We start from the raw sequence: 12312 nt of genomic DNA, 5'->3' as shown, positions 1-12312 counted from the left end.
ACACTCCCGCGAGCACCCCGGGCCCTCAATCCCCCCGAAGGGGTATGGACAGGGGAGCGCGCTTCCCCCATGCGGTTGAGCGGGCAATGCGCGGCCGTTCCGCTAGTGTGCACGGCGCATGTTGACCTTCCTTCTGCTCGCCACGCTGGCCCAGGCCCCGGCGCTTCCCGGGAAAGAGAAAGCGCCCCCGGAAGACATCGAGGTTCCGGACGAAGCGCCCCCGGCCGTGGTGCCTCCCCTGCCGGTGGCCACGCTGCCCCCGGCCACTCACGAACTCTTCGAGCGCATCAAGCGCCGCGTGGCCCAGGTGCGCATCATCGAGCGGCGCAGCGGCACCAAGTCGTCCATCGGCTCGGCGTTCTTCGTGGACGCCCAGGGCCGCGCCGTCACCAACTACCACGTCATCTCCAGCATCGTGCACCAGCCGGAGGACTACACCGTCGAGCTGGTGCGCGAGGGCCAGGGCGATCAGGCGGTGCCGGTGCGGGTGGTGGACGTGGACGTGGTGCACGACCTGGCCGTCATCCAGCAGGACGTGCCGGTGAAGGACTGGTTCGAGCTGGCGGCGACGGAGCCGCCCCAGGGCACGCGGCTGTACGCCATGGGCAATCCGCACGATCTGGGCACCACCATCGTCGAGGGCACCTACAACGGCCTGGTGCAGGACGCGCTCTACGACAAGGTGCACTTCAGTGGCGCCATCAACCCGGGCATGAGCGGCGGTCCCACGGTGACGAGCGAGGGCCGGGTGGTGGGGGTCAACGTGGCCACCCTGGGCAACCAGCTCGGCTTCCTGGTGCCGGTGGTGCACGCCCGCACGCTGGTGGAGCGGGCTCGAGGGCAGGGAGGAGAAGATCCGGCGGCGCTGCTCGCCGTGGTGGGCGCGCAGTTGCTGGACAACCAGCAGCGCATCACCGAGCGCCTGCTGGCCGAGCCCCTGACGTCGCAAGGACTCGGGGACTACCGGGTGCCGGGCCGCTGGCGGCCCTTCCTCAAGTGCTGGGGCGACACGCCGCTCGAGCCGGAGAATCCGTACACCGTCACCCGCTACCAGTGCTCCTCCGAGGAGGACATCTTCCTGAGCGGAGAGCACCGCACGGGGGTGGTGGCCTATGATCATGCCTTCGTGTCGAGCGACGAGCTGGGGCCGCTGCGCTTCGCGGCGCTCTACTCGGCCACCTTCGGCGACGACGCGGGGGGCGTGGACGCCACGAAGGCGGACGTGACGAACTTCCGCTGCAAGACGGAGTTCGTGCAGGTGGGGGGCATGGAGGTGCGCGCGGCGCTGTGCCTGCGCGCCTACAAGAAGTTCCCTGGCCTGTACGATCTGGCGCTCCGGGCGGCGACGAACAACGCGAGCACCTCGGGGGTGCAGACGAGCCTGGATCTGGCGGGATTCTCCGCGGACAACGCCCGCGCGCTGGCGCGCCGCTACCTGGAGGCACTCGCGTGGACGAAGTGATCTTCCTGGAGGTGTTGGAGGGGGATGACGTGGTGGCCTCGCGGCACCGGCTGGAGCGCTTTCCGGCGACGGTGGGACGGGGCTACACCAACGACGTCATCCTGGACGATCCGAAGGTGTCGGCCTCGCACCTGCGCATCGAGCGCACGGAGGAGGGGGTGCTGGTGCTGCGGGACGTGGGCAGCCACAACGGCACGTTCCGGGTGGCGCCCTGGGCGCGGCTGGCGGAGCTGGTGCTCACGGATGATGCGCGCGTGGCGGTGGGGGACACGATCCTGCGCTTCCGTGGCCGGAGCCACGTCGTGGAGGACACGCGCATCTCGGCGGCACCGGTGGCGCCTCGGAATCACCTCTTCGAGCGGCCCTTCGCCTTCCCGGTGATGCTGGCGGCGACGGTGGTGGTCGCCCTGCTCGACGAGTACCTGACGAACTTCCAGAAGACGAACTGGGGCGCGCTCGCGCTGGCGGTGGTGCTGCCGGTGTCCGCCGCCTTCGTCTGGTCGGGGATGTGGTCGTTGGCGAGCAAGGTGACGCGGCGGCACTTCCACTTCGGGGCCCATGGCACCATTGGAAGCCTGGGGCTGCTCGGGGTGATCGCCGTTCCCCTGGTGCTGCACCTGGTGGTGTACAGCCTGGCGCTGGGCGCGTGGACGCGGTGGCTGTTCCTGGCGGGCACGCTGGGGTGGGTGGGCTTCGTGCTCTTCCACCACCTGCGCTACGTGACGCGAGCGGAGCCCCGGAGGCTCGGCTTCATGCTCGGGGGTGTGCTCGTGTGCCTCGGGGCGCTGACGCAGGCGGACTCGCTCCTGGACGAGGAGGAGTTCTCGTCCGCCCTGCCGGTGGAGCGCACGTTGTTGCCACCCGCGTTCCGGGTGGTGCCCGCCCGGAGCATGGACTCCTTTTTCGAGGACACGCGCGAGTTGCAGACGGAGGTGGACGCGCTCGTGAAGGAGAAGCCCTGAGCGGTCGGAAACCGAGCACGGCGTGGGGCTACCTTCTTCAACGCCCCTACGAAGTCCCAGGGCTCATTCCTCGTGGAGGCCTCATCGCCGCGCAAGGGAGAAGGGGTAGATTGCGCGATGATGGACGTTGCGGTGATGCACCGCGAGGTAGGGCTCGTTTCCAATCTGGATGACACTCTGCGCGGGCGGATCGGCTTGCTGGCTGAACCACGCGTCTGCCTCCGCTCGCGTCTTGAACGTGGCGACCGCTGGCGGGAGACCCGCCTCCAGCATCTCCTGAAGATGGTAGGCGAGGGCGGGGTGCGGGCCGAGCGAGCGACGGTCGGGGTCGCGCAGATACACGACCATGTAATACGCATCCGCGATGAGCACGTAGGTCAGATGAGGCGGCTTGGGATGCGCATTCAGCCATGCGTCCGCTTCCTCGCGGGTCTTGAAGACGGCGACGACGGGAGGAGGCTCATGCGCGGAGAGGCTCTTGCGGTAGTCCTCGAAGTCATAGGAATGACCCGTGGATGAAATGAATCGGATGGCGTCGATGGCAACGAGGAGCAGCCCCTTTTCTTCCGGCGAAGGGTTGTCCTCGCGGAGCCGTCCGAGCAGTCCCTCCACTTCAAGAGAAAGCTCTTCAATCGTCATGGAACCACCGCCATTGCGGCTTCCGTTGAAACGTCTGCGGAGGCCATGAGTGTCGCGGGGATGAGGATGAGGACTCCCGCACCGGCAGAGGCCACGACAAAGGCCACACCCGCGATGGCGAAAACACTTCCGACCAGAATGGATTGGTGATGGCGCTTCAACCAATCGGTTGCCGCTTCTCCGGAAGAGAACTCTCGCGGTTTGAGATCCTGCAAGTCCATGCAGTCACGATACGGTCGCATGCATCGCTTGTTGCAGTACTCTTCCTTTCCGCCTTTCCCTCGCCCCTGTGTGGTGTGCCCAAATCCGCGGGGAAGAGGGCGGCTCATGCACTCGCGCATGCACTCCAGGAGTTCCGCGTAACAGTCCCGCCCGGAAGCGAGCACGATTCGCGGAGCATCGCTCAATGCTGGGTGGACGTTCTCGACGGAGCGCCAGTCATGGTGGACCTGGCCAGGGCGTGCTTCCTTCAAGATGAGCACGAGGCGAGCGAGCTCCTCTGTCTTCGCGACCGCTGAGTCGTGAGAAGGGATCGCATGCTGGCTGGTGCCGCAGGAAATCAGCAGCACTGCCATCACCACGGCCGTATGGCTTCCGAGGCTCATCTCATGCCTCGTATCCCGGGCCCGAGTACCTGGAAACGCTGAAATCAACACCTTGGGCGCTACCTGACACATCACTTCGCGGCCAGCGCGTCCACCAGCCCCTGGGCCACCGCCGCGGCGAAGGCCTCCAGCGTGCGTTCCTCGCGCCAGCGTGCCAGTCCCAGGCATGGTGCGTTTCGATGATGACCGAGGGCATGCTCGGCTTGCGCAGCACGAAGATGCGCCGCCCTGGAACATGCCGGCTCACGAAGGTCCCCGGTTGCTCGCCATCCGCGGAGTACAGACCCACGTAGTCCTCGCCTCCGTAGGGCAGGAAGCCCGCCTCGCCCATGCGCCTCGCCAGCGCTCGTGCCAGTGCCAGCCTTCGTGACACCAACGGCGTGCCGCTGTCATCCGCGTAGAGCACGCTGTAGCCGGGAGCCGCGTCGTTGCGCGAGCACCATCGTTCCGGCGTCGCCAGCCACTCGCTCGCCTCGCCCCGCGCGTCCGAGTGCAGGCTCAGGAAGAGCGCCGCCCCCCACCGTTCCGCCTCCTGGAGGCGCTGGGGATATGCGGGCCGCTGGCCCGGTTCGCGGCGGCTCAGCTTCACCTGGAAGTGGCCCGTTGCCTCCAGCCGCCGCGCCAGCTCCCGCGCCACCCGCAGCGTATAGGTCTCCTCCGCCTCGCAGGTGACGGAGGAGTTGCCCTCGTTGCCGGGCGCGCCATGTCCCGCGTCCAGGTAGATGCGCGGGCGTCCGAAGCCTCGGGGGAACTCCACCTTCGCCACCGTGAGCGGCGCGCTCGCCGAGGGCCATGGAGTCGCGGGGGGAGCACTTGGATGGGGCGGGGTGGGGGAGGACGTGGCCGGTGTCGACTCCGCGCCGTGGGCGGACAGGCTCGTGGCGATCAGCAGGAGCCCCAGGAAGGGTTTCAGCATGGCACCTCGGACACTCGGGGGCGCACGGACGTTCCCCGCAACGACGACGGGCGGGCCCCGTGAAGGAGACCCGCCCGCCATCACTTCATCGCCCGGCTCGCGCCTGGCGCGCCTTCTCAGGCACGGACTTCAGGAGTCGTCTCCGGCTGCGGAGGCAGGCTCTTGTCCGCGCCCTCCTTGAACGGAGACTTCTCCAGGGCCGCCTCGAGCACCTCGTCCATCCGCGTGGCGAAGATGAACTCGATCTCGTTGCGGGCCTGCTCCGGCACGTCCTGCAGGTCCTTGCGGCAGCGCTCCGGGAGGATGACGCGCTTGATGCCCGCGCGGTGCGCCGCGAGCACCTTCTCCTTGATGCCACCCACCGGCAGCACCAGGCCACGCAGCGTGGCCTCGCCCGTCATCGCCGTGTCGCCGCGCACCCGGATGCCCGTGAGCAGGCTGGTGAGCGCGGTGAGGATGGTGACGCCCGCGGAGGGGCCGTCCTTGGGGATGGAGCCCGCCGGGAAGTGCAGGTGCAGGTCCGTCTTCTCGAGGAAGTTCGGGTTGATGCCGAGCGACTCCGCCTTGCTGCGCAGGTAGCTCAGCGCCGCCGTGGCGCTCTCCTTCATCACGTCGCCGAGCTGGCCGGTGAGCGTCATGCCGCCCTTGCCCGCCATCTTCGTCGCCTCGATGAAGAGCAGATCTCCACCGGCCGCCGTCCAGGCCAGACCCGTGGACACGCCCGGCACCTCGGTGCGCTCGGCCACTTCCGAGTAGAACATCTCTGGCCCCAGGATCTCCTTCACCCGGTTGCCATCCACGTTCTGCTTCTCCGTCTTGCCGCCCGCGACCTCCACGGCCACCGCGCGGCAGATGTCGGCGATGCGCCGCTCGAGGTTACGCACACCGGCCTCACGCGTGTACGCCGTGGTGAGGATCAGCAGCGCCTCGTCGGTGATGGTGATGTGGTCCGGCGTCAGACCGTGCTCCTTGAGCTGCTTGGGCACCAGGTGGATGCGCGCGATGCTCTGCTTCTCCTCGAAGGTGTAGCCCGTCAGCTCGATGATCTCCATGCGGTCACGGAGCGGCCCGGGGATGGGGTCGAGCTGGTTGGCCGTGGCGATGAACATCACCTTGGACAGATCGAACGCCACGTCCAGGTAGTGGTCGCTGAACGTGCTGTTCTGCTCCGGGTCGAGCACCTCGAGCAGCGCCGCGCTCGGGTCGCCGCGGAAGTCCGCGCCGAGCTTGTCGATTTCGTCCAGCATCATCACCGGGTTCTTCATCCCGGCCTTCTTCATGCTCTGGATGAAGCGGCCCGGCAGCGCGCCGACGTAGGTGCGCCGGTGGCCACGGATCTCCGCCTCGTCACGCACGCCACCGAGCGACAGGCGCACGAACTTGCGGCCCACCGCCTTGGCGATGCTCTGGCCGAGCGACGTCTTGCCGACGCCCGGGGGACCCACGAGGCACAGGATGGGGCCGCGCATGTCGTTCTTCAGCTTGCGCACGGCCAGGTACTCGAGGATGCGCTTCTTGACCTTCTTGATGCCGAAGTGATCCTTGTCCAGCGTCTGGCGCGCGTTCTCGATGTCGAGGTTGTCCTCGCTCATCTTCGCCCAGGGCAGATCGGCGATCCAATCCAGGTAGGTGCGCGCGACGGTGTACTCGCTGGAGGCCGCCGGGATCGTCTTCAGGCGGTTGAGCTCCTTGTTGGCCACCTTCTCCACGTCCGGAGGCAGGCCCGCCTTCTTCAGGCGCTCCTGGAGTTCGTCGAGCTCCTCCTCCTCCTCGCCCATCTCGCCGAGCTCTTCCTTGATCGCCTTGAGCTGCTGGCGCAGGTAGTACTCGCGCTGGGTCTTCGACATCTCGCCCTTCACGGCGGAGTCGATCTTGTTGGAGAGCTTGAGGATCTCGCGCTTGCGGTTGAGCAGCTCGAGCACGAGGTTCATGCGCGCCTTGAGGTCCACCGTCTCGAGGACGGCCTGCTTCTCCTCGATGGGCACGTCCACGTTGGCGGCGATGAGGTCGGCCAGGTGGCCCGGGTGGGTGATGGACTCCACCAGCTCGGTGGCGGCCGCGGGCAGCTCGGGCATCAGCTCGATGACCTCGCGCGCCAGCTTCTTCAGGTTGATGCCGAGCGCCTCGACCTCGACGTTCTCCGAGGCCGTGCGATCCTCGACGGCGTCCACGCGCGCCTTGAGGTAGGGGGCCTCCTGCACGAGGTCCAGCACGCGGAAGCGCGCCAGGCCCTGCACGACGAGCGAGTAGTTGTCCTCGCCCATCTTGAGCAGCTTCACGATGCGGGCCACGGTGCCCATGGTGTAGAGGTCGGACGCGCCGGGATCCTCCTCCTCGGCGCGGCGCTGGGTGACGACGCCGATGACCTGGTCATCGCGCACGGCGTCCTTGATGAGGGCGATCGTCTTCTGGCGGCCCACGGCGAGGGGCAGCACGCCGCCGGGGAAGAACACGGAGTTGCGCAGGGGGAGGATGGGGAGGACCTGGGGGATGTCCTCCTTGTTGATCATCCCCGGAGGCGCCATGGCGGCCGGCATGGCCGCGGCGGAGGAGGGGCCCTTCTTCTTTTCGTCGGACATTGTCTTCGATGCCTCGATGGGCGGCCCGGCCGGATCGTCGTCTGTCCCGGGCCCGTCAAGTGGTTCTGGTGGCGAATTTCTCTTCGGGGGTTGTTCCAACGTAGCAATCAAAACGGACATGGCAAACGCGACCTGTACTTTTCCCCCTCGTCGTCGGCTGCCGGACGGTTACCCGTCCCTCTATTCGAAAGGGGCGATACGGCGTGGCACACGCTACGCTGCGCCGCATTTCCCCTGGAGACTCCATGCGTCATTCCATCCCCCTGAGCGCACTGCTGGCCCTCACCCTGTGGAGCGGGGGCTGCTCCACTCCGGTGGACGAACCTGGCTCCACCCTGCCTGGCACCTGCCAGGCCAATGCTCCGCTCCTGTCGGCGCAGAAGACGGATCTGCTCTTCGTCATCGACAATTCCGCTTCGATGGCGGAGGAGCAGGCGGCGATCGCCACCGAGTTGCCCGCCTTCCTGGAAGAGCTCCGGCGGGACAACGGGTTGGAACAGGACTTCCGCGTGGGGGTCATCACCACGTCGGTCTACCTGAACGCGGACATCAATGGCCACGTCCAGTTCTCCCTCTATAACGACCAGGCCGGACGGCTGCAGCCGGTGCCGGATGCCCAGGGCCGGCCCACCGCCGAGCGCTACCTCGAGGGGTCGGATCCAGAGCTGCTCGAGAAGTTCCGCCGCCTGGTCAAGCAGGGCACCCAGGGCAGCGGCCAGGAGACGCCCTTCGAGGCCGTCCGCCTGGCGGTCACCCCCCCGCTGTCCACGGCGGTCGTGGGGGCGGGCGGCAACGGGGGCTTCCTGCGCGATGGCGCCCGGCTGGTCGTGGTGGTGGTCTCGGACGAGGAAGATTGCAGTTCCACGCAGCGGCCCGCTCCGGTGGCCCTGACGACGGACACCTCGAGGGACTTGTGCAGCGAGCAGGCCCACCTGCTCACGCCCGTCCGGGAGTACTACCAGCTCTTCCGGGGGCTGGTGGATGGCACGGGGGCGACGCGCGAGGTTCTCTGGGCGACGATCGGCCCCGTGGGGCTGACGGACAAGCGGGCCGAGCTGGTGGTGGACACGACCTCCCAGGGCACGTTCGTGCGCAACGCCGACTGCCCGACCTCCTACGGGCCCGGCTACCGCCAGCGGGAGATGGCGTCCCTGTTCGACTCGGGGCTGCGCAACCTGGACTCCGTCTGCCGGGCGAGCTTCCGTGACACGTTGGTGTCCATCGCCTCCGTGGCCCGCACGTCCCAGAGCATCGAGGTGATGAACCTGCCCGATCCCCGGCTCGTCCAGGTGCGCGTGACGCGCGAGGACGGCTCGATCCAGACTTGCAGTGTGGTCGGGGGAGACGTGTCGTATGTGCCGTCCGCGCAAGGCCGCGCCGCGCGCCTGTACTTCCAGTCCTCGTGCCCGCGCCAGCTGACGGATCAGAAGATCGAGGTGAAGCTGCTGTGCGCCAACTGAGGAGTGCTCCCCAAGGGGCTCTTCTGAAGTCTGTCCCCTGAGCACCTCCCGCGAAGAGAAGCCGTGCGTGGGGGTGTGTGATCCCCCCGCGCACCCACTCGATCGTCGGCCCCCAGGTGACATTTGCTGGCGCATGTCAGAACGCCCGGCATACTGAACCTCGTTTCAGGTCCAGTGCGGGGCAGGTGACGTGATGAGTGCGACGGCCGGGAATCTGGCGGTGACGGTGGAGGCGTTGAGGGAGCAGATCCGCCGGTTGCAGGCGGCGCCGAGGAAGTACCTCGCGGCGCTGCGCACGGGGGTGGAGCCCTTCGACGCGCTGTTGCCCGGCGGCGGGCTGCCGCTGGGGCAGGTGGTGGAGCTGTGGGGCGAGCGGGCCTCGGGGCGCACGAGTCTGGCGCTGCGGGCGGTGGCCGCGGCGCATCGGGAAGGCCGGCTGTGTGCGTACGTGGATGGACCGGGAGAACTCTACCCGCCCGCGGCGGTGGCGGCGGGGGTGGATCCGTCCCGGCTGCTCATCGTGCGGCCCCGGACGGTGGAGCACCTGGCGTGGTCGGCGGTGCAGTTGGTGCGCAGCGGCGCGTTCGCGTGCGTGGTGTTGGATTTGACGCGGGCACCTCCGGGGATGGTGCGGGGCGAGGAGGGGGTGCGGCTGTCCCCGGCGGAGGGCAAGCGGCTGATGGACGCGGCGGGACGGGGAGGAAGCCTCCTGTTGCTGCTGACGGCGTCGGAGGCCCCCGCGGACGGGATGTTGCGGCTGCGCACCGAGTCGCGTGGGGACCGGGGCCTGTCCGTGGAGGTGGTGCGCAGCCGGCAGGGAGGGCTGGGCACGAGAACCCTGCTGCCCTGGCGGGCGCTCTACCCGGAGCTGAGCGAGGGGGAGTGTCCCTGGGGAGCCCAACTGCCGCCGACCGAGGCGGTGACGGTGCCGGAGCTCGTGCGCGAGCCAGGCCCCGAGCGCGAGGGGCACCGGGGCATCCTGGGACAACGTCCGGGCCGGGACGTGCCCATGCCGTCGCTGCGGCCGATGCTGGCCTCGGAGCCGGGGCTGCACTGAGTCGAGGGGAGGGAAACGGTCATGCGCCTGGCTTATCTGCACTTTCCGCGCTTCGCGGTGCAGCGCAAGGTCATCGAGCTGCCGGAGCTCGCGGGCAAGCCCTTCGTGCTGGTGGAGGAGGTTCGGGGCCAGCAGCGGGTGGTGTGCGCGTCCACGAGCGCCTTGAAGGCGGGCGTGCGTCCGGGCACGACGCTCACGGCGGCGACGGCGCTGGAGCCCTCGCTGCGGCACTTCGCCTGGAAGCCCGAGGAGGAGCGGCGGGCGCTGGTGGCGCTGGGCGAGATGTTGATGGGGTTGGCCCCGGGCTTCCAGCTCTCGACGCCGGATGGGATGTGGCTCGACGCGGGAGCGGCGAACCTGGTGCAGGGCGAGGAGGGGCTGTGCGCGAAGGTGCTGGCCCAATGCGCGGAGCTGGGCTGGCGGGGGCGGGTGGTGGTGGCCTCGGAGAAGTTCACCGCGCGGGCCCTCGCCCGGCATGGGGAGAAGCGCTTCGCCGTGGTGCCGGATGGGGAGGAGGCCCGGGCGCTGGCGCCGTTGCCCCTGAGTGCCCTGGAGGGTCCGGAGCAGACGGCGTTCGCGTCGCTCGGGTTGAGCACGCTCGGGGAGGTGGGTGCGCTGCCCGTGGGCGCGGTGACGGCGCGAGGAGGGGCGGCCGGGATGCGGGCGCACGCGCGCTGCCGGGGCGGGGATGAGACGCCGTTCATCCCGGAAGTACTGGAGGAGGTGCTGGAGGAGCGGCTGACGCTGGAGTGGCCCGCCGAGTCCCTGGAGCCCCTGCAGTTCGCCCTCAAGACGGTGATGGATCGCCTCTGTGGGCGGTTGGGAGGTCGGCGCCGCGCGGCGGTGCGGTTGAGCCTCACGTTGAAGTTGGATCCCTCCGGGCAGGCGGTGGTGCCACTTACCCTGGCGCGGCCCACGGCGCAGTCGAAGATGTTGTTGGATCTGACGCGGCATCGCCTGGGCGACGTGCGGTTGGAGGGGCCCGTGGCGGGGTTGCTCCTGCGGGTGGAGGAGGACTGCGAGGATCGGGGCCAGCAACTGTCGCTCGGGGACGCGCCGGAGGGAGACGCGGCGCTGGAGGTGGTGCTCTCCCGGTTGGCGACGGCGCTGGGCGAGGAGTCGCTCTTCATGGCGAAGCTGGAGGACTCGCACCGTCCCGAGGCGGGGTACTCACCGCGCGCCTTCCGGCCTCCTACGGTGAGCCGGGGACTGGAGGGGGAGCTGCTCCAGGCGGTGGAGGCCCCGGAGGCCGTGCCGGGAGTGCTGCGCGAGCGGCCCTCGCGGATGCTCAGCAGCCCGACGCCCATCGAGGTGGAGATGACGCCCGAGGGGGAGTTGCTGGCGGCGCGGGTGGGCGGGAAGCGGCGCCGGGTGGTGGCGTTGATGGGCCCGGAGCGGCTCAATGGGGACTGGTGGGATGAGCGCCCGTACAGCCGCGACTACTACCGGGTGCATTTCGAGGGGCTGGGTCAGGCGTGGGTGTTCCGCGACGCGCGCGACAGCCGCTTCTACCTCCAGGGCCTGTTCGATTAGCGCGGTGGCTCGTCCGGGCTCCGCGTCAGCCGCAGCTTTCCGCGCAGCCCGGGCGAGGTGAGCACCTCTCCCTCCGCGGTCACCACCACGGCGGAGGCGCCGTGCTTCTGCGCGAGCGCCAGTCCCGCCTCGCCCCCGAGGATGAAGACGGACTTGGTCAGCACCTCCGCGTCCACCGCGCTCGGCGCGAGGATCGTCGCCGAGCGCGAGGCCATGGCCGGGTAGCACGTCCGGGGATCGATGATGTGGTGGTAGCGCTTGCCCTCCAGGAGGAAGAAGTTCTCGTAGTCCCCGCTCGTCGAGAACGCCGCGTCGGAGACCTCCAGCACCGCGAAGACGCTGCCCGGCTCGCCCCGGGGCTCCCGGATGCCCACCTTCCACGGCCGGCCCGCCTTCTTCCCCGCCGCGTAGAAGTCTCCGCCCGCCTGCACGAAGAAGTCCCGGAAGCCCAGCGCCCGGAGCTTCTCCACCGCCCGGTCCACCCCCCAGCCCTTCGCCAGTCCCCCCAACCCCAGTTGCATCCCCGCGTGCGCGAGCCGCACCCCACACCCCGCGCCTCCTCCGTCCGCCTCCGGGGCGAACTCCAGGCCCCGGTAGGAGATGAGCGCGCAGCGGTTCTTCAGCTCGGCCGGGTCGGGCAGGACGGGCGTCAGCTCCGTGCCGAAGCGCCACAGCCCCCGCAGTGCCGCCCACGTCGGATCGAACAGCCCGCCCGTCTCCTCCGCCCCCCGTACCGCGCGCCGCAATGCCGCGCAGAGATCCTCGGGCACCGGCACGAAGCTCCCATCTCCCGCCCGCCGATTCACCTCGGAGAGCGCACTGTCCGGCCGCCACTCGTTCATCACCTCGTTGACCCGGGTGAAGGCCGCGAAGGCTCCGTCGAACCCCTCTCGTGCCTTTCGGGACGTGCCCCCCACCAGCGTCACCGTCACGTGCGTTCCCATCATCGGACGCGTCTCGGTACGCACGCGCGGCTCGGGAGTGGCGGCCAACATCATCAGCAGGGCAGGGAGCACCATGGCCTCGTTCTGTCCCACGCGCGTCCGCCTCGCACCAGCCCCCTGGTTGGCTTGACCGTTTGTGTGGGTGCGTAGTACGC

The 12312-nt window shown here is 69.1% G+C and carries 10 protein-coding genes; 5 read left to right on the top strand and 5 right to left on the bottom strand.

The genetic code is table 11. The features are described 5' to 3' along the window. Positions 1-118: 118 nt before the first annotated feature. Positions 119-1462 (top strand): S1 family peptidase, encoded by a 1344-nt coding sequence (locus CYFUS_RS27905; protein WP_095988001.1) that lies wholly within the window; start codon positions 119-121, stop codon positions 1460-1462. Further along, a complete protein-coding gene (locus CYFUS_RS27900) occupies positions 1450-2424 on the top strand; it encodes an FHA domain-containing protein (RefSeq protein WP_095988000.1) in 975 nt (324 codons plus the stop codon). The genes CYFUS_RS27905 and CYFUS_RS27900 overlap by 13 nt, the downstream gene beginning before the upstream one ends. Positions 2425-2505: 81 nt before the next feature. Here CYFUS_RS27900 and CYFUS_RS27895 read toward each other — a convergent pair whose 3' ends face one another. The 4 genes from CYFUS_RS27895 to lon all read right to left on the bottom strand — a co-directional run bounded on the left by CYFUS_RS27895 (position 2506) and on the right by lon (position 7163). Beyond that, entirely contained in the window at positions 2506-3063 is a 558-nt protein-coding gene (locus tag CYFUS_RS27895) for a head protein (protein ID WP_095987999.1), read from the bottom strand. Continuing rightward, complete coding sequence (locus CYFUS_RS53035; protein ID WP_232536845.1) at positions 3060-3668, bottom strand: hypothetical protein; 609 nt, start codon at positions 3666-3668, stop codon at positions 3060-3062. The genes CYFUS_RS27895 and CYFUS_RS53035 overlap by 4 nt, the downstream gene beginning before the upstream one ends. A gap of 1 nt (position 3669) precedes the next feature. After that, positions 3670-4584: an N-acetylmuramoyl-L-alanine amidase family protein gene (locus CYFUS_RS27885; RefSeq protein WP_232536844.1), complete on the bottom strand. Its 915-nt coding sequence runs from the start codon at positions 4582-4584 to the stop codon at positions 3670-3672. A gap of 116 nt (positions 4585-4700) precedes the next feature. After that, the gene (gene lon, locus CYFUS_RS27880) at positions 4701-7163 is read right to left on the bottom strand and encodes an endopeptidase La (RefSeq protein ID WP_095987998.1); all 2463 of its coding nucleotides are present in this window, start codon (positions 7161-7163) and stop codon (positions 4701-4703) included. Positions 7164-7408: 245 nt separating this feature from the next. Here lon and CYFUS_RS27875 point away from each other — a divergent pair, with 245 nt between their 5' ends. The 3 genes from CYFUS_RS27875 (at position 7409) to CYFUS_RS27865 (ending at position 11213) form a co-directional block, all read left to right on the top strand. Further along, positions 7409-8623, top strand: coding sequence for a vWA domain-containing protein (locus tag CYFUS_RS27875; protein WP_095987997.1), 1215 nt, complete (start codon positions 7409-7411; stop codon positions 8621-8623). A 193-nt stretch (positions 8624-8816) separates the two neighbouring features. Then, on the top strand, positions 8817-9680 hold the full coding sequence (locus tag CYFUS_RS27870; RefSeq protein ID WP_095987996.1) for an ImuA family protein: 864 nt from the start codon (positions 8817-8819) through the stop codon (positions 9678-9680). Positions 9681-9701: 21 nt separating this feature from the next. Then, on the top strand, positions 9702-11213 hold the full coding sequence (locus tag CYFUS_RS27865; protein WP_095987995.1) for a Y-family DNA polymerase: 1512 nt from the start codon (positions 9702-9704) through the stop codon (positions 11211-11213). Here the strand turns inward: CYFUS_RS27865 and CYFUS_RS27860 are convergent. After that, positions 11210-12250, bottom strand: coding sequence for an FAD:protein FMN transferase (locus tag CYFUS_RS27860; protein WP_095987994.1), 1041 nt, complete (start codon positions 12248-12250; stop codon positions 11210-11212). The two genes, CYFUS_RS27865 and CYFUS_RS27860, sit on opposite strands and share 4 nt — an antisense overlap. Positions 12251-12312 lie beyond the last annotated feature (62 nt).

It is taken from the genome of Cystobacter fuscus, assembly GCF_002305875.1.
Lineage (GTDB): Bacteria > Myxococcota > Myxococcia > Myxococcales > Myxococcaceae > Cystobacter > Cystobacter fuscus_A.
This window is presented reverse-complemented; position numbering and strand designations above follow the sequence as displayed.

Coding starts and splice junctions, on each gene's coding strand:
- CYFUS_RS27870 (WP_095987996.1), top strand. CDS start 8,817: ATGAGTGCGACGGCCGGGAATCTGGCGGTGACGGTGGAGGCGTTGAGG.
- CYFUS_RS27865 (WP_095987995.1), top strand. CDS start 9,702: ATGCGCCTGGCTTATCTGCACTTTCCGCGCTTCGCGGTGCAGCGCAAG.
- CYFUS_RS27885 (WP_232536844.1), bottom strand. CDS start 4,584: ATGCTGAAACCCTTCCTGGGGCTCCTGCTGATCGCCACGAGCCTGTCC.
- CYFUS_RS27875 (WP_095987997.1), top strand. CDS start 7,409: ATGCGTCATTCCATCCCCCTGAGCGCACTGCTGGCCCTCACCCTGTGG.
- CYFUS_RS53035 (WP_232536845.1), bottom strand. CDS start 3,668: ATGAGCCTCGGAAGCCATACGGCCGTGGTGATGGCAGTGCTGCTGATT.
- CYFUS_RS27895 (WP_095987999.1), bottom strand. CDS start 3,063: ATGACGATTGAAGAGCTTTCTCTTGAAGTGGAGGGACTGCTCGGACGG.
- CYFUS_RS27905 (WP_095988001.1), top strand. CDS start 119: ATGTTGACCTTCCTTCTGCTCGCCACGCTGGCCCAGGCCCCGGCGCTT.
- lon (WP_095987998.1), bottom strand. CDS start 7,163: ATGTCCGACGAAAAGAAGAAGGGCCCCTCCTCCGCCGCGGCCATGCCG.